General features: G+C 61.8%; 19 protein-coding genes. 12 read left to right on the forward strand and 7 right to left on the reverse strand.

Annotated features, from left to right (window positions below; translation table 11 throughout):
* The first annotated feature begins 89 nt into the window (after window positions 1–89).
* Genes LDZ28_RS26555 through LDZ28_RS26580 form a run of 6 tightly spaced genes read left to right on the forward strand, consistent with a single transcriptional unit; the run spans window position 90 to window position 5,299 of the window.
* Window positions 90–1,109 carry a MoxR family ATPase gene (locus tag LDZ28_RS26555; protein WP_244831537.1) on the forward strand — a complete coding sequence of 340 codons (1,020 nt, stop codon included), beginning with the start codon at window positions 90–92 and terminating at the stop codon, window positions 1,107–1,109.
* 4 nt (window positions 1,110–1,113) lie between these two features.
* On the forward strand, window positions 1,114–1,977 hold the full coding sequence (locus LDZ28_RS26560; protein ID WP_244831538.1) for a DUF58 domain-containing protein: 864 nt from the start codon (window positions 1,114–1,116) through the stop codon (window positions 1,975–1,977).
* A complete protein-coding gene (locus LDZ28_RS26565; protein ID WP_244831541.1) occupies window positions 1,974–2,843 on the forward strand; it encodes a hypothetical protein in 870 nt (289 codons plus the stop codon). The genes LDZ28_RS26560 and LDZ28_RS26565 overlap by 4 nt, the downstream gene beginning before the upstream one ends.
* Before the next feature lie 4 nt (window positions 2,844–2,847).
* On the forward strand, window positions 2,848–3,828 hold the full coding sequence (locus LDZ28_RS26570) for a VWA domain-containing protein (protein ID WP_244831542.1): 981 nt from the start codon (window positions 2,848–2,850) through the stop codon (window positions 3,826–3,828).
* A complete protein-coding gene (locus LDZ28_RS26575; RefSeq protein ID WP_244831544.1) occupies window positions 3,825–4,370 on the forward strand; it encodes an MxaL protein in 546 nt (181 codons plus the stop codon). The genes LDZ28_RS26570 and LDZ28_RS26575 overlap by 4 nt, the downstream gene beginning before the upstream one ends.
* Window positions 4,367–5,299 (forward strand): vWA domain-containing protein, encoded by a 933-nt coding sequence (locus LDZ28_RS26580; protein WP_244831546.1) that lies wholly within the window; start codon window positions 4,367–4,369, stop codon window positions 5,297–5,299. Before LDZ28_RS26575 ends, LDZ28_RS26580 begins: the two co-directional genes overlap by 4 nt.
* A gap of 35 nt (window positions 5,300–5,334) precedes the next feature.
* Here the strand turns inward: LDZ28_RS26580 and LDZ28_RS26585 are convergent, their stop codons facing one another.
* From LDZ28_RS26585 to LDZ28_RS26600, 4 genes are all read right to left on the reverse strand, one after another.
* Window positions 5,335–6,534 (reverse strand): mechanosensitive ion channel family protein, encoded by a 1,200-nt coding sequence (locus tag LDZ28_RS26585; RefSeq protein ID WP_244831548.1) that lies wholly within the window; start codon window positions 6,532–6,534, stop codon window positions 5,335–5,337.
* Between the two features lie 319 nt (window positions 6,535–6,853).
* The gene (locus tag LDZ28_RS26590; RefSeq protein ID WP_244831549.1) at window positions 6,854–7,582 is read right to left on the reverse strand and encodes a TonB family protein; all 729 of its coding nucleotides are present in this window, start codon (window positions 7,580–7,582) and stop codon (window positions 6,854–6,856) included.
* A 180-nt stretch (window positions 7,583–7,762) separates the two neighbouring features.
* Window positions 7,763–10,156 (reverse strand): filamentous hemagglutinin N-terminal domain-containing protein, encoded by a 2,394-nt coding sequence (locus LDZ28_RS26595; RefSeq protein WP_244831551.1) that lies wholly within the window; start codon window positions 10,154–10,156, stop codon window positions 7,763–7,765.
* A gap of 452 nt (window positions 10,157–10,608) precedes the next feature.
* Window positions 10,609–11,364, reverse strand: coding sequence for an SDR family oxidoreductase (locus LDZ28_RS26600; protein WP_244831553.1), 756 nt, complete (start codon window positions 11,362–11,364; stop codon window positions 10,609–10,611).
* Between the two features lie 101 nt (window positions 11,365–11,465).
* Between LDZ28_RS26600 and LDZ28_RS26605 the strand changes: the two genes are divergently transcribed.
* Together LDZ28_RS26605 and LDZ28_RS26610 are read left to right on the forward strand one after the other, a co-directional pair.
* A complete protein-coding gene (locus LDZ28_RS26605; protein ID WP_244831555.1) occupies window positions 11,466–12,377 on the forward strand; it encodes an AraC family transcriptional regulator in 912 nt (303 codons plus the stop codon).
* A gap of 681 nt (window positions 12,378–13,058) precedes the next feature.
* Entirely contained in the window at window positions 13,059–13,505 is a 447-nt protein-coding gene (locus LDZ28_RS26610; protein WP_244831558.1) for a histidine kinase, read from the forward strand.
* A gap of 88 nt (window positions 13,506–13,593) precedes the next feature.
* Here LDZ28_RS26610 and LDZ28_RS26615 read toward each other — a convergent pair whose 3' ends face one another.
* The gene (locus LDZ28_RS26615; RefSeq protein WP_244831559.1) at window positions 13,594–14,421 is read right to left on the reverse strand and encodes a class I SAM-dependent methyltransferase; all 828 of its coding nucleotides are present in this window, start codon (window positions 14,419–14,421) and stop codon (window positions 13,594–13,596) included.
* A 549-nt stretch (window positions 14,422–14,970) separates the two neighbouring features.
* Here LDZ28_RS26615 and LDZ28_RS26620 point away from each other — a divergent pair.
* Entirely contained in the window at window positions 14,971–15,435 is a 465-nt protein-coding gene (locus LDZ28_RS26620; RefSeq protein ID WP_244831561.1) for a cupin domain-containing protein, read from the forward strand.
* Here the strand turns inward: LDZ28_RS26620 and uraD are convergent.
* The gene (gene uraD, locus LDZ28_RS26625) at window positions 15,415–15,942 is read right to left on the reverse strand and encodes a 2-oxo-4-hydroxy-4-carboxy-5-ureidoimidazoline decarboxylase (RefSeq protein WP_244831563.1); all 528 of its coding nucleotides are present in this window, start codon (window positions 15,940–15,942) and stop codon (window positions 15,415–15,417) included. The two genes, LDZ28_RS26620 and uraD, sit on opposite strands and share 21 nt — an antisense overlap.
* A gap of 142 nt (window positions 15,943–16,084) precedes the next feature.
* Window positions 16,085–17,029, reverse strand: coding sequence for a LysR family transcriptional regulator (locus LDZ28_RS26630; RefSeq protein ID WP_244831564.1), 945 nt, complete (start codon window positions 17,027–17,029; stop codon window positions 16,085–16,087).
* A gap of 360 nt (window positions 17,030–17,389) precedes the next feature.
* On the opposite strand from LDZ28_RS26630, the gene LDZ28_RS26635 reads away from it, so the two are divergent.
* Genes LDZ28_RS26635 through uraH form a run of 3 tightly spaced genes read left to right on the forward strand, consistent with a single transcriptional unit; the run spans window position 17,390 to window position 19,662 of the window.
* Complete coding sequence (locus tag LDZ28_RS26635; protein ID WP_244831953.1) at window positions 17,390–18,769, forward strand: MFS transporter; 1,380 nt, start codon at window positions 17,390–17,392, stop codon at window positions 18,767–18,769.
* Between the two features lies 1 nt (window position 18,770).
* Entirely contained in the window at window positions 18,771–19,295 is a 525-nt protein-coding gene (locus tag LDZ28_RS26640) for a hydroxyisourate hydrolase (protein WP_244831566.1), read from the forward strand.
* 28 nt (window positions 19,296–19,323) lie between these two features.
* Entirely contained in the window at window positions 19,324–19,662 is a 339-nt protein-coding gene (uraH, locus tag LDZ28_RS26645; RefSeq protein ID WP_244831569.1) for a hydroxyisourate hydrolase, read from the forward strand.
* The last annotated feature ends 14 nt before the right edge of the window (window positions 19,663–19,676 follow it).

Raw genomic sequence — 19,676 nt, forward strand, 5'->3', positions numbered from 1 at the left:
CTTGAAAGCCAAGCCCGGACTACATCGGCATATCTTATGCATTCGCTCCGGTAATCCTGAACAGACCGCACTGCCTCATAACAACGACCATGGCATCGGAAACCGAACTGGAAGACTGGCGCCGCGCCGCACAAAAGCTGGAACTGGCCGTGGCGAGCGCCGTGGTGGGACAGCGTGAAACCATCCATCTAATCAAGATTGCGCTCTTCGCTCGCGGGCACGTGTTGCTCGAAGGCGGCGTCGGCGTTGGCAAGACGACCTTGCTGCGCGCCTTCGCTCGCGCGACCGGCGGCGACTTCGAACGGATCGAAGGCACCATCGACCTGATGCCGGGCGATCTCATCTATCACACCTTCGTCGATGCCGACGGCAAACCGCGCATCGATCCCGGTCCGCTCTTGCGGCACGGCGAAGGTCTGACCACGTTCTTTTTCAATGAGATCAACCGGTCGCGCCCGCAGGTTCAATCGCTCCTGCTTCGGGCGATGGCCGAGCGTTCCGTCTCCGCCTTCGGCCGCGAATATCGCTTTCCGCATATGACGGTGTTCGCGGACCGCAACAAGGTGGAGAAGGACGAGACCTTCGAACTGGCTTCCGCCGCGCGCGACCGCTTCCTGTTCGAACTGAACATGCCGACGCCTTCGGACACCGATGTGCGTCGCGCGCTCGTCTTCGATCCCGCGTTCCATGACGCCGATGCGCTCATCGAAAGCGTCCCGTCCGCCGTGATCGATTCGACGCGTCTCAACGATATCGGCGCGGCGATCCAGCGTAGCGTGACGCTCAGTCCGAGCATGGAAAGCTACATCCTGAAGATCTGGGAGGCGACGGAAACGCCTCAGCGCTTCGACATTCAACTGGACGGCGTCGACATGGAGCGGCTGATCCTTGCCGGCGCAAGTCCGCGTGGCATGAGCGCGCTGGTGCGCGCCGTGCGCGTGAACGCCTGGCTCGACGGCCGTCTGCACGCCATTCCCGAAGACGTTCATACGGTGCTGCTGCCCGCGCTCGGTCATCGCGTGTTCTTTACGCCCGTCTATGAGATGCGTCGGCAGGAACTCGCCGAGGCATTAACCGCGACGATCATGCGGAAAATCGCGGTGCCGTGATGCCATGAAGAACCCAGTCGAATTCCACTATCGGCTGCCGGGGCGCGCCAGCGGATTCCGGCCTGGCTCGCATCCCGGCACGAGTTTCGGCGCGGGGCAGGAATTCGCGATGCACGCGCGTCTCTTCGATCATCCCGACCCGCGACGCCTCGACTTGCGCGCAAGCCAGCGCTCCGTGCCGCCGCAGTGGCTCGTGCGTCTGCATTTGCAGCGTGTCGCGGTGCCGGTGCAAGTCGTGGTGGACGTATCGGCGTCGATGCTCTTCGGCGCAGAACGTTCGAAGCTCGATCTGGCCGCCGATTTCGTCGAAGCACTCGGCTATAGCGCGTTTCGCGCGGGCGATCAGGTCGGCATGCTCGCGTTCGACGAGCAGGAGCGCGAAGACCTCTTCATGCCTGCGCGACACGGACGCGGCATCGGCGACGACATGGCGGCGCTGCTGCGCGGTTTCGAAGGGGTATCGCACGCCACGCCAAAAAATGCCGGGCTGGAGCGCGCACTCGAACGTCTTGCCGGGCGTCGCGGTCTCGTCTTTCTAGTCTCGGATTTTCATTGGCCGCTCGACCGTATCGATACGGCGCTGGATCGTCTCGTCAGCGCGCAAGTCGTGCCGATGGTCATCTGGGATACGGCCGAAATCGAGCCGCCCGCGCAAGGCCGATTTCTCTCGGTCCGCGATCTGGAGACCGGCAGAAACCGCACGCTTTGGCTGCGTGCTCGCGTGGTTCGGCAATGGCGCGATAACGTCGCCAAGCGGCGCCACGATTTGAAGACGGCCTTCGGCAGACGCGGCGCGTATCCCTTCTTTGTCGAAGGCGCCTTCAATGCCGAAGCCCTCTCGCGCCACTTCCTGGAAACGTCCGCATGATGCGCGGCAACCGGGCGATGATCCTCGCGTTCATGCTGATCGTCTTCGGTCTGATCGGCATAAAACCGGCGCGAGCCGAACAGACGGTCAACGCGACGGTCGAGCAGCCGCGCGCCTTCGGCCACGTTCTCGGCGATGTCTTGACGCAGCGCGTCCTCTTGAGCACCGACGGCCACGATGTCGCCTTGCCATCGGCCGGGCGCGTGGGCGTGTGGTTCGAGCGCCGTGCGTCGCGAATCGTCAAGGACACGCAGGGCCGCTCGTGGCTGGTGCTCGAATATCAGATAACCAACGCGGCTCAGGCTCTCACGAACATCGAACTGCCCGCGCTCGAATTGAGGCCGGCTGCGGGCGCGGTGCTGCGCGTGCCTGCATGGCCGATCAGCGTCGGGCCGTTGACGCCGCGCGCCTCGTTTCGCGCGGGCGATCTGCAAGCGCTCAGGCCCGATCGGCTCGTCATTCCCGTGGATGATCCGGCGGTTCATCGGCGCATGATCGTCATGCTTGCGTTGCTGCTCGTCACGCTCGCAAGCTGGGCCGCGTGGTGGTGGTGGTCGAGCCGCCGCGATGCAAGGCAACGTCCGTTCGCTCGCGCATGGCGGCATATACGCACCGATGCCGATGCGAACGACGATGCCTGGGTTCACGTGCATCGCGCGCTCGACGAAACGGCCGGGCAAGTCGTGCATGTGGCATCGCTACCGACGTTGTTCATGCGCGCGCCGTATCTGCAATCGATGAAGCCGCGACTCGAAGAGTTCTACACGCGCTCGCAGGAACGCTTCTTTGTCCGCGATGCCGCTCCCGCGCCGTTCGACTTGCGTGACTTCGCGCGTGCGCTGTATCGGGCCGAGCGAGGGCAATGACGTCATGCCCGTCGACTTTCTCCGGCCCTGGCTGCTGCTCATACTGCCAATCGCGCTCTTGCCGCTGTTGCCGAGACCGAGCGAGGCGTTCGCTTTCTCGTCGGTGAACTGGCTGCCAGCGGATACTGTCGGCGCGACCGTCGAACACCTGCGGCGTGCGTGCGCGGTGCTCGCGATGCTGGCCATCATCATCGGTCTCGCGGGACCGGGACGTTCACATCTGCACGTCTTGCGCACGAGCACGGCGGCGGACATTCTCATTTTGATGGACCGTAGCGCGAGCATGGACTCGGTGATGTCGAAGACGCCTGTCTCCGAACCGAGCGGCCAGTCCAAGAACGCGGTGGCTCGCCACTCGCTCGAACGCTTCGTCGCCGAGCGACCCGACGACCGTTTTGCGTTTCTCATGTTCGGCATCAGCCCGGTTCTTGCCGTACCGTTCACGTCGAATCACGAGATTATCACGCAAGCGATCTCAGGCACGGGAATAGGCCGCGGCATGCCGGATACGAAGCTCGATCGCGGGCTCATCGCGGCGATCAAACAGTTCGATGGCAGGCAATACGCGGGCCGTCGCGCCATCGTGCTCGTGTCCGATGGCGGCGCGCATCTCGATGCCGCTGCACGCGCGGCGATCAGCCAAGGTCTTGCGCGCAATCAGATCGCGCTTTACTTCGTGTATCTGCGCAGCGGCGTCTACAGTCCCGATCTGACGAAGATGGCGCCCGCCGACGACGCCTCGGCCGAAGCTGAACTGCATCGCTATTTTCAGACGCTGGGCTCGCCGTATCGGCTGTATCAGGCGGAGGACGCGGGCGCAATGGCCGCCGCCATGTCGGAGATCAACAAGCAGCACAACGCGGTTGTATCTTTCGACGAGCGCTTTCCGCGGCAAGACGAAAGCGCGTTGTGCTATGCCGCCGCATTGCTCGGTTGCGCGGCGTTGCTTGCGCTGCGCGCGGTTCAGGTACGGAGCTGGTCATGAAGCGATTGGCCGTTCATCTTGCCTTCGGCGGCGCAACGCTCGTGTTTGCAGCAGTCGCGCTCTTCGACTTGGCGACATTGCAGCATGCGCATGCTGTCGCGCGCGCGGTGTCGACGGTAAGCGCCAGAGGCGCGCAGCCGCAGTCACTGGACGATGCCGCCCAAGTTCGGCTGGCGCATGCGGTCGTATCGTCGAAGGCGGGCGACTATGCGGGCGCGCAGAAGCTTTATGACTCCGTGCTCGTGCAGGACCACGATGCCGCGTTGCAGACGGCCGCGCTATTCGATCTTGCCAACATGTCGTTGCGTCAGGCGGCCGGTCCCGGTGCGGGCGGTCCTGTTCGCTCGCTGCCGTTGCTCGAACAAGCCAAGGAACGCTATCGCTCCGCGCTGCGGCTCACGCCCGACGACTGGGACGCGCGTTATAACCTCGAACGCGCGTTGTGGCTCGCACCCGAGGGCCAGACGAGCGACGAAGAGCGCGACTACAAGCATCAGGCCACGGTGAAGGCGCGTGGCGCGCAAAGCGAGGATCTGCCATGAAGGCAGTCGCGGCGACACTTGCGTTCCTTCGGCGGCGACACTGGGCCACGGTAGCCGCCGTGCCATTGCTGCTTGCCGCCGTCTGGATGCCCGGCGTGATGTTCCAACGCGACGTGTTCAGCTATATCGTCACTTTCGATATCACGCAGAGCATGAGCGTCGAGGACGTGGGCGTCGGCGGCGCGCCGATCAGCAGACTGGACTTCGCGCGGGCCGCGATGCGCGAAAGCATCGAGCATTTGCCGTGCGGCTCGAAGATAGGCTGGAGCATCTTCACAGGCCAGAGCACCTTGCTTCTGGTGCCGCCCGTCGAGGTGTGCGCCAACTTCGATGCGTTGCTTGCCTCGCTTGCCGGTATCGATGGCACGATGCGCTGGACCAACTGGAGCCGAGTGGCCGAAGGCGGTATCTTCGCGGCTGTGCGTACGGCGCGCAGTATCGGGCAAGACGCCAGTGTTCTCATGATCACGGACGGCCAGGAAGCACCGCCCATTCTTCCCGGCGATCAGCGCGTGCGCGACATTCCACGCTCGCAACTCAAGGGTTGGCTTATCGGCATAGGCGGCGATCAGCCCGCGCCCATCCCGCGAACGGATAAAGACGGCAACCGTATCGGCTACTGGCGCGCCGATGAAGTCATTCAAGTGCCGACACAACCTGGCGCGAGCGTTCAAGTCGAGAGTCACGAAGAGTTGTCGGAATTGCGCGGACAATATCTGGCGTCGATTGCGAAAGAAATCGGCTTCGATTATCGACGTTTGCGATTGCCGCAGGACTTGCTGATGGCCATGACGGATGCGCGCTTTGCGCATTCGGAACGCGTGCCGACCAAGCTGAATTGGATTCCGGCAGCGCTTGCCTTGCTGTTGCTCGTGTGGCGGTTTTGGCCGGAGCGTTGGGTGAAAGGCATGCGGCGCGCGCGACGCTGACTGTAGACGCACGCCGCCTGATCGCAACGCCGTCTTCAAACCGCGGAACCCTTCCGCTCCTCTTGCCAGCACCGCAAACCGAACAACGGCACGACGCCATACGCGTGATCGAGCATATCCGAGAGCATTGCCTCGTAGGGCTCCCAGCGTATCTCGTCGAGATAGAGACAGATTTCCAGCGCGACCACCGGCGCCGCTGTCTGGACATGACGAATCACGAGCGGCATGTCGCGCCGCACCGCCGGATGATTGCGAAGATAAGCGCTCAGATAGCGACGATACAACCCAAGGTTCGTGCGACGCTCGCCTTCGAAAGCGCCCACCGGCAAGCGAATGGCGTCGTGCATTTGCGCGAGCATTGCGTCGTCGGGGAAGCGCACGGTATCGACATCGAAATGAATCGCGTGTTTCAAGCGCCGTCCGCCCGACTCGCTCATGCCGCGCCAGTTCTTCACGCTGTTCGTGAGCAAGAGCTGACTTGGCAGCATCACGATGGTGTTGTCGAAGTTGCGTATCTTGATGGTATTCAACGCGATATCGATGACCGTGCCATCCGCGACGAATCCCGGCACTTCGATCCAGTCGCCCACGCGCAGCATGTCGTAGGCTGCCAACTGGATGCTGGCCACGAAGCCGAGCAACGAGTCACGAAAGATGATGATGAGCAACGCCGTCACCGCGCTGAGGCCGGTAAGCAGATAGACCGGCGAACGCTCGATCAAGAGCGAGACCACGGAGATGAGCGCGACGAGATACACCACGATGGTGGCGATCTGCAGAAAGCTCTTGATTGGCCGCTCGCTCGCAGTTGGAAAGTGACTATAGCGTTCGTCGATGCTGTCGCGCAGTGCCAGCGCGGCGCGCAGCAGCGTGTAGACCATGTAGCAAGCGGCGAGAATGCCCAATGGCCGTCCAAGCACCGCGATAAACGGTATCGTGAGACCAGAGAGCGTCGGCGCCGATGCATAGACGATCGCAGCGGGCACGAGCGGCGCAAGCCGGTGAAACACGCGATGACGCTCGGCGGCGATCAACCACTTGCGCCCTTCGTTGCGCGTGAGCCGGCTGACGATCATGAGCATGATCCAGCGCGTGAGGTAGTAGCAGATCGCGCTTGCCAGCAGGATGGCGAGCAGCAAGGCGGCCACGAGCATGACCGCGACCAGCCAGCTATCCGTGTAGACGTGGAACTGCCAGTCTGGTCCCCTTTCGACACGCAGCATATTCTCGAACATGCACTCTCCGGAACAGGCGAACCGATGTTGGGCAAGAGGCCTTTCGCACGGTGGCTATTTTAGTGGCGGCAACAGCACGGACTTAGCGCGCCAGGCCGCATGAGAAGCGCATGCCCCTATCGTCGAAAGAATGTAGAGGCTAAGAAACCGCCGACGCCTGTCGCACGATAACCCGATCTGCGCAAGACCTGCTTTTCTTCGATGCCTTGGAAACCTGCGGAGCAGACATGCGCGACGATAGTCACGCGGTAGCGCACAAGCGCTCAGAGACGCTCGATGCGGGAACATCGCGCCAGGGTTGCTGATTGAAAAATTCGCGTCAATTGCCCGATGAGCGCACGGTGACGGCGAATGCGGCGGGTGTCTCGCCGTTCGTATCGTCAGGCATCGGGTCGAGGCGTTGAACGGCGCGCAATGCCGTTTCGTCCCATTGCGCGTTGCCGCTCGAATGTACGATGGACGCCGACAGCAACGCGCCATTAGGCGCACAGCGCGCGCCGATCACCGTTTCGAGTCCGGCCACGCCATTGGTCCACGCGATATTCGTGCGCACGCGCCGTCCGACGCGCTCGGCGTAGCCAACCGTTGCGACGGGTTCATCCGCCTTTGCCGCAACACGGGCAACCTGCTCGCCAGAAGAAGCCGCAGCGACGCTCGGCTTGTGCGTCGCCGGTTCACTGACCAACCACTGTATCGACACGACGACGCCAACGGCCAGAAGCCACGCCCAGCCGCGCAGCTTCCCGCGCTTGATACTCGCATTCGATTCACCGATCGACGAACGCGAACCGACCTCGCCCCAAGCAGCCGATTCCGGAAGCTGTTGCGCAATCGTCACGTCGTAACCGCGCCGCGATTCGGCATCGCTCAGGACGGCGTAGGCGTCGTTGAGCATCTTCATGATTTTTGTCGCGTCCGGACTCGTGTTCCTGTCGGGGTGATAGCGCTGACTCAACGCCTTGTACGCCGCGCGAATGACTTCGGGCGGCGCGTTGTGCGTCACTTTGAGATTGTCGTAATGCGTGTGCGTCTGAGCCATCGCTGACATGCCGTTTTCCTGAGCCTGTCTGGATAACGGCAAGCGCCTGGGGAAACCTTAGCGATGACGGTGTGCGAAAGCGGCGCGCGCGCCAGGACGACTTAGCGCGACGGCACGACGCTTATGCGCGCCCACGTCGATCTCGATATCGACGCGGGCGGAACGATGTCCGCCCGCGTCCGTTCTGCCTTACAGCCCAGCCGTCCAGCGCAGGACCGGCTCTTCCGTGCCATCCGGAAGCGACCACGTTCCCTTGGAACTGAAGTCCCACGTAGGACCGAAGCTCGCCGGCGTGGCCATTTGCGCGCTCGTCAGACCGCTCGAAGCGGACATGGCCTTGCCGCTGCCGACACCCGCTGTCGCGACAGACGTTTCCTTGTCCCAGAAGACGTCTTTGGCAATCGTGCCGCTATTCGTGCCCGCAATGGCGCCCGGCTTATGCGACCCCGTGCCCGGCGAAAGCGATGCCGTGCTGTACGACTGGCGAATGGTGCCGGTGTTGTTGCCCACCAAGCCGCCGATATATGCGCCGCCATTCACGAAGCTTTGCGAATACGACTGCTCGATGGTGCCGCTGTTCACGCCCGCGAGCCCGCCGATCGTCGCTGTTGCGGCAGCCGTCATGAAGTTGATGGTGTACGACTGGCCGATGTAACCATCGTTTTCGCCGACTAGGCCGCCGATTTCGCCATCGCCATTGACTTGCGCGCCGCTCCACGAACGCTCGACACGTCCGCGGTTGATGCCGACCAGCCCCCCCGCTGCCGTGGCCGTACCCGTGGGTTTGTTGACGATGCCCGTGCTCGCGACATTCACCAGGTAGCCGTAGTTCGTGCCCGCAAGCACACCGACCGGACCGCCCGACGACGACGCCGTGGCGCTATCCACCAGTACGTTGCGCACGATGCCGGTCGGGCCGACCACGCCGAACAAGCCCGTATTCGCTCCGCTCGGAATGTTCAGATCGCTCAGCAGATGCCCCATGCCGTCGAACTGACCGGTGAACGGTTGCACCGCGCTGCCGATGCCCGAGAGGCCCGTTGCGCCATCCAGTTCCAGCGACGAGCCTAGTGCGTAAGTGCCGCCGAGGTTGTTCTTCACGGCGTGCAGATCGGCAATCGAATTGACGAGCTGATAAGCCGTGACCTGCGTGAGCAGACCGCTGAACGGCGCCGCGCTCCAACTCGCGTTGCCATGCACGGTTCCGGGCGTGTAGCTGCCGGTCATGTCGTACAGCGCCGAGACGATACCGGTGCTGTGCGACCAGTCGAGCGTGCCGCGATTGGTCACGCTGCCGCCGTTGTCGATCGCGCTAGCGTCCGCACGCAAGGTGAGACTACCCGCGCCCGTGTTGGCGATGGTCGCGCCCGGCGCGATGGTCACCGAATGCCCGGCGTCGAGCGTCAGCGACGACGACCCGTTCCACCGAATATTCGATGTCACGTTGATGTCGCCCGCGCCCTTGGTGGCATCCGCGCCATTCGCATGGACCGTGATCGACGTTCCGCTGCTCAGGTTCGCGGCCAGCGTGCGGGCGGGCGCTGCGTCGGCGGTAAAGGTCGGGGCCGTGATGTTCCACTGTCCCGCGCCTACTTTCGCCTCGCTCAGCTTGATGGCGTTGCCGGTCATGTCGACGGTGCCGCCGCTGCCATCCGCGTTGCGCGCGGAAATGGTGGCGCCGCGTGCGTCCACCGTACCGCCTTGCGCCACGAGCCACACGTGGCCATCGCGCGTTTCGGTGCCGGTGGCGCGCAGCGCGCCCGACTTGCCCGCAAGCGCGAAGATGTTGCCGTCGGCCGCTTGCAGGCTGATCAGCGCCGCCTGGATCGTGCCCGAGTTGGTCACGTCGCCGCCCGTGCCCGTCGTCTGCACGCCAACTTGCTGGCCGTATGCGCTGTCCGCAAGCACGACTTCGCGCGCCGTCACGAGTTCGGCCGTGCCCTTCGGCGCGTTGATCGATCCGGCATTCATGACGCTCTTCGCCGAAATGAGGAAGACGTCGCCGCCCGACGAACTGATTTTCCCGAGATTGATCACGCTGGCATTCGAACTGCCGCCGAGCGTGAAGTAGTCCGGGCTGTTCATGAACGAGTCGTTATCGGTATCGAGTGTCGATGCAACGAAACGTCCGCCGGTCGCCACCACGCCCGTCGGCCCGATGAGCACGCCATGCGGATTGATGAGGTAGACGCTGCCGGTGCTCTTGAGCGTGCCGTAGATAGCCGACATGTCGTTGCCGGTGACGCGGTTGAGAGTTGCGCCGGTTCCGTTGTTGATGGAAACCGTATTGCCCGCGCCGATGGAAAAACTCGTCCAATTGATAATGCCGTTCGTGCCCGACTGCTTGATATTCAGGGTTCCGCCGCTTTGTGCGATGGTTCCCGAGCCCGCGACATATTTACCGCCTTGAGGAAGAGGCGGTGCAGCTTCGGCGCCCCGCGCGTGAAGGAAACTGCCAGCAGATGCAAGTGCGATAAGAAGTGGAAGAGCCCGAACTGTAAAGCCCGGTGCGCGAAACGTAGAGACGCAGGCCGCATCGCCGAGCGTCGAGACGCCCGCGAGACGGTAAACAAAAAGACGCATACCGCCCCCAACAGAGTGTTTCCCCGATTTAATCGCTAAGTAGACAGCTTTTTTTAGTTGGTAGTGCAGTGTAACAGAGCGTAATGTCCATATCGAAAGACGAAAGATGATCGTTTTCAGGGCTTGCTCAACGGGCTGTAATTATGCTTACGAGTTCTTTAGCGATAAGCGTGAAATGCAAACAACGGGGAGTGGAGATAATCGGTAATTTCAACGTGTTAATGACGTCCTTCAGTGCGGACGCCGGCACCATGATCGCGCGCTGGATGTATTCGTGCCCCGACATCGTGCGGTGTTTAAGGACGATGTCAGGTCCGGCTTCGATCGCGAACGATCACGTCTTGATGAAATCGTTTGATTTTCCCAACGCGTGGACCGCCCGCGTCGAACGAGGCAACACTACCCTCCCCGCGCATTTCGAGCCTGTCGATTTGCTGGGATTATTTTTCGCTTCACCTTTGGCGCGCTTCGGCGGCCCATGCCTCGGCATCGACGCCAGCGGGAATACGCATCGGCGCCGAGGGGTCGGTGGCCGCGCGCCACACCGCTTCGGCAATGTCCTCCGCACGCGTGGTCGGCGACGCGGTGTCCTGGAACTGCTCGAAGACGCGCTTGACGAGATCGGCATAAGCCGCGTGCTCCAGGCCATGCATATGCGCGCGCGCGTTGTCGCCGAATCGCGTGTCCGGCGCGCGGCCCGGCAAAACGAGGCGCGCGCGCACGCCGAACGGTTCGAGTTCAAGCGCCATCGACTCGGTGAAGGCGTTCACCGCCGCCTTGCTCGCGTGATATGCGCCGATCAGCGGCAAGGGCTTGATGGTCACGCTCGACGTCACGTTGACGATGACGCCCGCCCCGCGCTCGCGAAACTGCGGCAGCACGGCTTGCGTCATTGCAATGGTGCCGATGGTGTTGGTCTCGAAGATGTCGCGCACCGTGGCAATGGGCACGAGTTCGGCGGGCGACGCCGCGCCGACGCCCGCGTTGTTGACGAGGACATCGATCGGTCCCGCGGCTTCGATTGCCGCGCGAATGCTCTCGGCGTTCGTGACATCGAGCGGCAAGATGCGCAGGCGTTCGGACGGCGGCAGAACATCGGTGCGCGGCGTGCGCATCGTCGCGATGACTTGCCAGCCGCGACTCAGAAAGTGACGGGCGATTTCGAGCCCAAATCCGGACGAACATCCGGTGATCAACACGGTTTGCATGACGACTCCTTTGAAGTGATTTGCGTGTGCCACCACAATAGATCGCCGCTCTCGTACTCGCTACAATCGATGATCCAGATTTCATTTGCAGGAGTCCGGCAATGATCGATCCGTTGGCCGAAGTCGTGTCGCTGCTTCAACCGGCTGCCAATTTCTCCAAGCTCGTTCATGGTGCAAGTCCGTGGCACATCAGCCGCTCGGACGCAGGCCAGCCGTTTTATTGCGTGATTCTCGAAGGCGGATGCCGTATCTCAATCGACGGCTACGAGCCGATCGAACTGTTGTCCGGCGACTTCATGCTGATTCCCGCCGCTTACGGCGTTGCGGTGTCCAGTCTCGAAGCGCCGCCGCTCGGTTCCGAAACGCAATCGCCCGTTGCGCTCGGCAATGGCGAGTTCAGGATCGGCCCGCCGGATAGCCCGATCGACGCGCGCATGATGGCGGGTCACTGCAGCTTCGGTTCACCCGACGCGGCTCTGCTCGTTTCGCTGTTGCCGCGCTTCGTGCATGTTCGCGGGGAACGGCGGCTTGCCACGCTGGTGCGACTGGTTCGCGAGGAATCGCGCGAACAGCGGCCCGCGCGCGAAGTCGTGCTTTCTCGATTGCTCGAAGTGCTGCTGATCGAGGCGCTGCGCTCGACGGCCGGAACGGATGCGTCGCCGGGTCTCGTGCGTGGGCTGTCGGACCTTCGTCTAGCGGCTGCCTTACGCGGAATGCACGAACGCTCCGCGCACGCGTGGACGGTGGCCGAATTGGCGAAAGAGGCCGCGCTTTCGCGCTCGACTTTTTTCGAGCGCTTCAGCCGCGCGGTGGGCGTGGCGCCGATGGAATATCTGCTTCGATGGCGCATGGCGCTCGCCAAGGATCTGTTGCGGCGAAGTCAAGGGCGTATCGCGGAGATCGCGCAGCGTGTCGGCTATAGCTCCGCCAGCACATTTAGCGTCGCATTCACCCGGCATGTCGGCCGCTCGCCGTCGCAATATGCGCGCGACGGACAAGCGGCGGAAGACTAATTACTTCGATATGCAGATCGATTGCTCATTGCCTGGCTAAATAACGCTCGTTCGACGCTCACGATTCACGCGCAACCTCTTCAATCAACTGACGTTATTTATTTAAGAATTTCCACACATCCAAATTTTTTGCAACGCATGAATCGTTTTGCTTCATTGAGAAGAAGAATCTGAAACTGGCGAGACCACGTGCTAACCTTTCCTCAGAACGTTGTATGCGCTGCACTTCGGAGGCCTAATGCTCACGTGCCACTGTCAGTCTTGCGGGAAATTGTTTTCGTCGCAATTGTCGGAAGAGGCACTTCGTTGTGAAGAATGCGAGTCACCTGATGTAGAAGTGCTCGCGGGCTCCGACACGTTGGACAACGACAACAGGAATGATCTAGGCAATTCCGAACTCATCTGATATCTATGAATATCAATGGAGAAGTTTGGCTATATGCCCCGCACGCAGAGCGCGTAACCTAGCACGCTGGAATTCGTTCCGAGTGCTGCAAGCACTTACAACAGCAATGCGCGACATGCACGTCATTACCGGTTCGCGGTTTAGATCAGGTCAGAATGGCGCCACTGTGTGACGAGGTCTGCTGCAACGCGGCGCCCGCATCGGCAAAGACCCGCAATCAATGATTAGTCGATCAACGCAGGTCAGAGGAGCACATCGTGACAGGGCGCTTACCGTTGGACGACGAGCAGGAGTTCGCGCTGTGGCGACCAGACAGCAAGGTTGTCGTGACAAGCAAAAGGCGAATCGTAATCGGGCATAAGGACAGGCCAATAGGCAAGTCGCTTGCGCTTCTTCTGTCCACGAGAGGATTCGAAGCAATACACGCAAGCGAAATCGGCGACGCCCAGCGTTTCCTGCAGCACTGGAAAGCTCATGCGCTGCTGCTCGATACGAGAATGGACACGCCACCCGACTTTGAGACTGTCCGGCAGTTGCGTCGAACGGAACACACGGCGGGTTTGTTGATCATTGCAATGAGCAACATTCAACCACTCGATTCGCTGCCATCGATGAAAGAAGCCGGCTTCGACGGTCACGTCCGTCGCCCATGTTCGCTCTGGCGACTCAGCGATCTCATCGAAAGTCATTTCGGTACCGTGCCGATGCGCAATCGCCGCTAGCGCGAACGATGGTCACGTTGCTTAGGGACTGCACGGCGAGATGATCGACGACGCAGAAATCAATCGATTGCAACGCAGAAGTGAACCGCTAGACCTTTCGCGCGACGAAATGCAGCCAGTTCTCGCCGCTAACGTCGGCCAGTTCCGATACTTGAGCGCCGCTATTACTTCCGAAAACCGCCTCGGTAAGCAGGCCGGCCTCGGCACATTGTTGGCGCTGCGTCTGGATATCCGTGTATAGGATCAGAATGCCGAACCTGTGAGCGGCGCAGACGCGTAGTGCATAGCCGTCGTATTCCCGGTTGAGAGGCGAATAACGCAGATAATTGAACGCCGCCATTGGAAGGTTATATAAGGCCCGCGCGCAGTTGATGCCGAATTCGACGACATTCTCCGCTTGCGAAACATGCGAAGCTTGCGCAAACGTTTCCCTGTAGCCCGGCCCGGCGAGATTGTGGGTAGAAAACAATGCGAGACCGCCTGGCTTGAGCACGCGTGCAAACTCGCTTAGCACTTTGCGTCTGCCTTCACTGTCGATGGAATCGATGCCATTGAAGCTGAACATAACGAGCGCGAAGCTGTTGTCCTCGAATTCGGCCAGGTTGCGCGCATCCATGACACGCACCTGGACGCTCGGATAATTTCTCTGACATATCGCGACCAGCTCGGGCGTGTAATCGACACCCGTGTAATCCGGGCTCACGCGCGACAGCAGCGGCACCGTGCGTCCGCCGCCTACACCGACATCGAGCAAAGGTTGATCGCGTACTTCCGCGCGCACATAAGCGATAGCCGCGGCCTCGCCAGGATCGGTCCAATCGCTCAGCTTGTCGTACCATCGGAGCGCGCTACGGGTGCGCCATGCAGACCGGTTGACGCGATCTTGCACGGTAAAGCGTTGCTGGGAAAACCCCATACGGCACCCACGCTGAGCGATAACCAGAGAAACCGGAGCGGGGCATTGAGAGTCGGCCGCCACCGCACTTGAATGACAAATGAAGTGTAGCAGTCGTTTAATTTTGCCGCCGGGTTATTCAAAATAGCTCTCGGCATGACAGAGGTGCGCGTCAGCCGTGATCAAAAACGGAACTCAGCGGGCATATAAGCGTCAGACCGTTCCTGAGGCGATGCACGTCACCGCGCAAAGCCTTGGCATCGGGAAGAATTTTCAGTAGGTTTGTCGAATGGCCAGCCAGTTGTCGACGCTTTGCCGGGCGTCGCAACATGACTTTGGTTTGTTCATACGAAGCACATGCCGACCAACCTATCACGATATGCTCAAAGACTTAAAACCCTTTGCGGATAACGCTCACGCGGACCAATGCATATCCGTTGATGGTCTTGACCGAGCACGCCGACATCGACCGAACCCATGTTCCCGCAAGTCATGGCGATGAATTCGCCGGGTAGGCGCTTTTTTTGCTGCCCTATTTAATCGATCGCCAGTACCGGCAAAGGAACTCTCATGGCCACTCCCGTTTTCGAGTCAGTTCGTCTGGATGACGTTCTGCTCAAGCCCGACCCGATCGACCCGGCGTGGATACTCGAGGGCAATCCCGTCGCGCGCAGCGGTCAGTGGTCGCAGAGTCCCGACACGACCACGACTTCCTGGGTCTGGGATTGCACCGCCGGGCGCTTCAACTGGTACTTCAATGCCGATGAGACCATCTACGTCATCGAAGGCGAAGTCATCATCACGGCCGAAGGTCAGGAACCGCGCACTCTGCGCGAAGGCCATGCCGCGCTGTTCTATGCCGGGACCCATTCTGAATGGTACGTTCCGAAATACGTGCGCAAGCATGCCATCTTGCGTCCGCATATCACCAAGCCTGCGCTGCTCGCGCTCAAGGTGAGCCGCAAGTTCAGCCGCAAACTCAACGGCTCCTTTCCCCGCTCGTCGTTCCGATCGTCAGGAGACGAGAGCGCTTAAGCGCTCATAAAGCCGCGCCCGAGTGATTGCCTCGATCTGCGCGAGCGCCTCGTCCATCTCCTGTGGCGTGTCACGCCCGGTACGGCGTTCGAACGCCGCGAAAATCCCCTCCCGCGTGTAATGCCGCACGCAGATAATGAATGGAAAGCCATGCCGCGCGAGATAGTCCGCGTTCATCCGGTCGAGCGCGGCCTCTTGCGCGGGCGTCAGCGCGTCCAGTCCGGCGCCCTTTTGTTCGGCATTCGAATCGCGCGTCATCGTGCCTGCACGAATGTTCGAACCCGACAATAGCGGATGCAAGTTCAGAAAGTCGCATTGGCCTCGCTCGTTCAGCGCGCGGATGACGTCCATCATCGCTCGATGCAGTTCCTGCGCGGAGCCGAACGGCCGCCGTTCCCACGCGCCGCTCGCTGCCTGTGGAAAGTGCTCGAAGACGCTCCCGAAGGCGCGCAGGAAGGTTGCATGATCGAGCGCATTGATCGGCGCGAGATCGATCGACTGAGACATGGAGTGCTCCCGTAAAGCCCGCTTGATCGAGGACAGGCGTGGATGACGATTACGGGCCGAGTATAGGAAGCGCACGCGCGGCGGGCGAGAACCGCGGCCTTATAGACCGCATAGCAGAAGCCGATAACGAGCGTCGGCTACCCTAACGCTTCATGTCGCGCAGTTCGCGCAGCGCTTGCGACGCCGCCGTCAACGTGCCGCGCAGCCACACATGCGATGCCGAGCGGTGCCGCGACGGATGCCACAGCTGATAGAACCGCATGAGCGGAAACTCGATCGGCGGTTCGAGCACGGCAACCGGCAGCGATTGCGCGTGATAGTTGGCGAAGTGGCGGCCCGTGGTCAGGATCAGGTCCGTGCCTGGAATGAGGCTAGGCGCGAGATTGAAGTACGGACAGCTCACGCGATTGTCCCGATGCACGCGCATCGTGCTGAGTCCGGTATCCACGACGCCACGTTGATCGCGCGAATATGGCGTCGGCACGATATGCGCCGCGTCCAGATAAGTCTGCGCGGTGAACTCGCCGGGTCGCGCATGCACGCTGTCCTCGGCCACGACGCACACCACCTCGTCCTCAAGCAGCACGGACAAATGCAGATGCTCCGGTGGATTCGGCCAATTGCCGATAACGATATCCGGCGAGCCTTCCGACAACGCCTGCTCGTAGTTGAAGGTCGCGGACAGCGGCATCGCGACGAGACGCGCCCTTGGCGCCGTGCGGCGGAACTCGCGCACCACATGCGCGAAGAACGGCGGCGCCAGATAGTCGGGCATGCCGACCGTGAAGGTCTGCTCGGTGGTGGCGGGATCGAACCGGTCGTCCGCTACCAGCAGGTTATCCAGCGCGCCGAGCGCGGCTTGCGCGTTCTCGGCGAGTTGTAGCGCCCGCTCGGTCGGGACCATCACGTTCTTCTCGCGCGTGAGAAGCGGGTCGTTGAAGATCGTGCGCAGCCGTTTGAGCGCGCTGCTGATGGCCGGCTGCGACTGATTCATGCGAATGGCCGTGCGAGACACGCTGCGCTCGGCAATCAACGTGCAAAGCACGCGCAACAGGTAGGTATCGAATGGATCGTCTGCGCGATTCATGTTTTGAGGTCCGTGGCCCGTGAACGGCGCAGCGTCGGGGCAGCGCCTGCCTGTTTGACGTTGTAACGTGTAGAAGCATCGAGGGCAACGTGCCGAATTAATTCGATGCGTTCGGCCGATTCCTGCACGAAGGCGGTGCAACGAGGCCTGAACGCGCGCTCCAAGGGTAATCCATAACGGCGAACGCACCTCTGTCGAACCCCGCAAACCCATGCGCCGCAAGGCTTTGCGGCGCATATCGAAGTTGCTATCGGGCTTATTCAAACGCCCGCCGTTCCCAAGCTTTTTTTGATTTTCAATACTGGCTCCATCGAACGCACCGCCGCGGCGGCTTACTTCATCGCGCTTGGAGGACTCATCATGTCGATCATCAAGGAAGTCATGCCGGCGTACGCCGATGGGCCGAACGGCGCAACGGTCAGCGCAACGGCTGACGTCATCGCGAATGCGGAGGCCAGCGCTTATCGCAAAGTCTCGTGGCGCCTGCTGCCGTTTCTGGGCGTGCTGTGGGTGCTGGCATGGCTCGACCGCGTGAACATCGGCTTCGCCAAACTGCAGATGCTGGACTCGCTGCATTTCTCCGAAGCGGTGTACGGGCTCGGCGCCGGTATCTTTTTTCTCGGCTACTTCTTCTTCGAAGTGCCCTCGAACATGCTTTTGCAGAAGATCGGCGCGAAGAAGACCATCATGCGCATCACGATCTGCTGGGGCGTCATCTGCATGCTGCAGACGACCGTCTCCACGCCGACACAGTTCTATCTCCTGCGCTTTCTGCTCGGCGCCTTCGAGGCGGGCTTCTATCCGGGCGTGATCCTCTATCTCACCTACTGGTATCCCACGCAGCGCCGTGCGCGCGCCTTCGGCACGTTCATGTCGGCATCCGCGATTGCGGGCGTGCTCGGCGGTCCCATCGCCGGCTGGATCATGACTTCGATGGGCGGCTTTCACGGCATGCACGGCTGGCAGTGGCTCTTCATCATCGAAGGCATTCCTTCCGTGCTGGCCGGCATCTTCGCGTACTTCTACATGACCGACAAGCCCGATGAAGCGCGCTGGCTCACGGCAGATGAAAAGCGCGTCGTGCTTGATGCCCTGCGGCGCGACAACGCCTCTATGGGCGAGCGCGGACACGACTGGCGCTCGCTCGTGACCAACCGCAAGGTGTGGCTGCTCATTGCGATCTTCTTCTGCCTGCTGTGCGCGAACTCCACGCTGACGTTCTGGATTCCGACCATCATCAAGGACGTGGGCTTTATCTCGCCGATTGCCGTGGGCTGGATTGCGGCGGTGGCCTATCTGTGCGGCGCGGCGGGCATGATCTTCAACGGCGCGCGCTCCGACCGGCGCAACGAGGTGCGCTGGCACTTCAGCGGCCCGGCGATAGCAGGCGGCGTGTCGATGGCCGCGCTCGCGCTGTTCATGGGCGTGCCGGGACTGCCCGCCATCGTCTCGCTCATCGCGATGACTCTGGCGCTTGCCGGCACCATGAGCGCCATTCCCGTGTTCTGGCAGTTGCCGAACCGCTATCTGGCGGGCAGCGCGGCCGCTGTCGGCGTGGCGCTGATCAACTCGGTCTCGAATCTCGCGGGCTTCGGCGCGCCGTATGTAATGGGACTCATCAAGAACGCCACCGGCAAGGTCACGACCGGGCTGTATCTCGTGGCCTTCATCGAAATTCTCGCCGCGGTGCTGGTCATCGCGGGTATCCGCAAGCTTGGCGGCACACGACAAGAGGCATGACATGAGCGACGACACCACCCTTCCCGCCTTCGATGCCCGCCGCCGGCGCTTCGCGCTGCAGTCCATGGCGCTCGGCAGCAGCGTGCTCTTTGCCGGAACCGCGCACGCCGCTGGCATGGAGGCCGCGCCCGCGCCGAATCAGAACACCGGTCCCGTGCAGCAGGACGGCCTGAGTCCGCGCCTGACCATGCATGGACTGGATACCTGGCACGGCACGCCGGCCGCGGGCATGCGCGTGGACCTGTTCAGCATTGAAAATGGCCAGCCGAAACTCATGCAGACGATCACGCTCGCCCCAAGCGGCCGCAGCGAACCGCCGCTTCTGATCGACGAAACCTACCGCGTCGGCACTTACGAACTACTGCTGCACGTCGACGACTACTTCGCCGAGCGCAAGACCGAACTGCCGACGCCGCTGTTCCTCTCGAAGATACCGCTGCGCTTTCGCATCACCGATGCCTCGCAGCGCATCCATCTGCCCGTGCTCTTCGGGCCGTGGAGCTACAACTATTATCGCGGCAGCTAATTCCGTAATTTCGAACAGGAGCATCACGATGGCCGCAGGCATCACCACACACGTCCTCGATGTATCCACCGGCAAGCCCGCTGCCGGCATGCAGATCGAGCTATTCGATACGACCACGCAGCCGCCGACGCTCATCGCGCGGACGCGGACGAATCGCGATGGCCGCACCGACGCGCCGATTTTGCCCGCCGCTCAGGCGCGCGCCGGGAGCTTCGAGTTGCGCTTCTGGGTCGCCGACTACTTTCGCACGCCGGATGTCTTCGCCGATGTCGTTCCCGTGCGCTTCACCGTCTCGGACGCGACACAGCATTACCATGTGCCGCTGCTCTGTTCGCCATGGAGCTTCGGGACTTATCGCGGGAGCTGAACATGGATCGGGGC

It is taken from the genome of Caballeronia sp. TF1N1, assembly GCF_022878925.1.
In the GTDB taxonomy this organism is placed as follows: Bacteria; Pseudomonadota; Gammaproteobacteria; order Burkholderiales; family Burkholderiaceae; genus Caballeronia.

Excerpts from the sequence above, each read along its gene's own strand:
- LDZ28_RS26570 (WP_244831542.1), top strand. The coding sequence starts at position 2,848 with ATGCCCGTCGACTTTCTCCGGCCCTGGCTGCTGCTCATACTGCCAATC.
- LDZ28_RS26600 (WP_244831553.1), bottom strand. The coding sequence starts at position 11,364 with ATGCAAACCGTGTTGATCACCGGATGTTCGTCCGGATTTGGGCTCGAA.
- LDZ28_RS26590 (WP_244831549.1), bottom strand. The coding sequence starts at position 7,582 with ATGTCAGCGATGGCTCAGACGCACACGCATTACGACAATCTCAAAGTG.
- LDZ28_RS26595 (WP_244831551.1), bottom strand. The coding sequence starts at position 10,156 with ATGCGTCTTTTTGTTTACCGTCTCGCGGGCGTCTCGACGCTCGGCGAT.
- LDZ28_RS26635 (WP_244831953.1), top strand. The coding sequence starts at position 17,390 with ATGTCGATCATCAAGGAAGTCATGCCGGCGTACGCCGATGGGCCGAAC.
- uraH (WP_244831569.1), top strand. The coding sequence starts at position 19,324 with ATGGCCGCAGGCATCACCACACACGTCCTCGATGTATCCACCGGCAAG.
- LDZ28_RS26630 (WP_244831564.1), bottom strand. The coding sequence starts at position 17,029 with ATGAATCGCGCAGACGATCCATTCGATACCTACCTGTTGCGCGTGCTT.
- LDZ28_RS26605 (WP_244831555.1), top strand. The coding sequence starts at position 11,466 with ATGATCGATCCGTTGGCCGAAGTCGTGTCGCTGCTTCAACCGGCTGCC.
- LDZ28_RS26580 (WP_244831546.1), top strand. The coding sequence starts at position 4,367 with ATGAAGGCAGTCGCGGCGACACTTGCGTTCCTTCGGCGGCGACACTGG.
- LDZ28_RS26560 (WP_244831538.1), top strand. The coding sequence starts at position 1,114 with ATGAAGAACCCAGTCGAATTCCACTATCGGCTGCCGGGGCGCGCCAGC.
- LDZ28_RS26555 (WP_244831537.1), top strand. The coding sequence starts at position 90 with ATGGCATCGGAAACCGAACTGGAAGACTGGCGCCGCGCCGCACAAAAG.
- LDZ28_RS26615 (WP_244831559.1), bottom strand. The coding sequence starts at position 14,421 with ATGGGGTTTTCCCAGCAACGCTTTACCGTGCAAGATCGCGTCAACCGG.
- LDZ28_RS26575 (WP_244831544.1), top strand. The coding sequence starts at position 3,825 with ATGAAGCGATTGGCCGTTCATCTTGCCTTCGGCGGCGCAACGCTCGTG.
- LDZ28_RS26620 (WP_244831561.1), top strand. The coding sequence starts at position 14,971 with ATGGCCACTCCCGTTTTCGAGTCAGTTCGTCTGGATGACGTTCTGCTC.
- uraD (WP_244831563.1), bottom strand. The coding sequence starts at position 15,942 with ATGTCTCAGTCGATCGATCTCGCGCCGATCAATGCGCTCGATCATGCA.
- LDZ28_RS26640 (WP_244831566.1), top strand. The coding sequence starts at position 18,771 with ATGAGCGACGACACCACCCTTCCCGCCTTCGATGCCCGCCGCCGGCGC.
- LDZ28_RS26585 (WP_244831548.1), bottom strand. The coding sequence starts at position 6,534 with ATGTTCGAGAATATGCTGCGTGTCGAAAGGGGACCAGACTGGCAGTTC.
- LDZ28_RS26565 (WP_244831541.1), top strand. The coding sequence starts at position 1,974 with ATGATGCGCGGCAACCGGGCGATGATCCTCGCGTTCATGCTGATCGTC.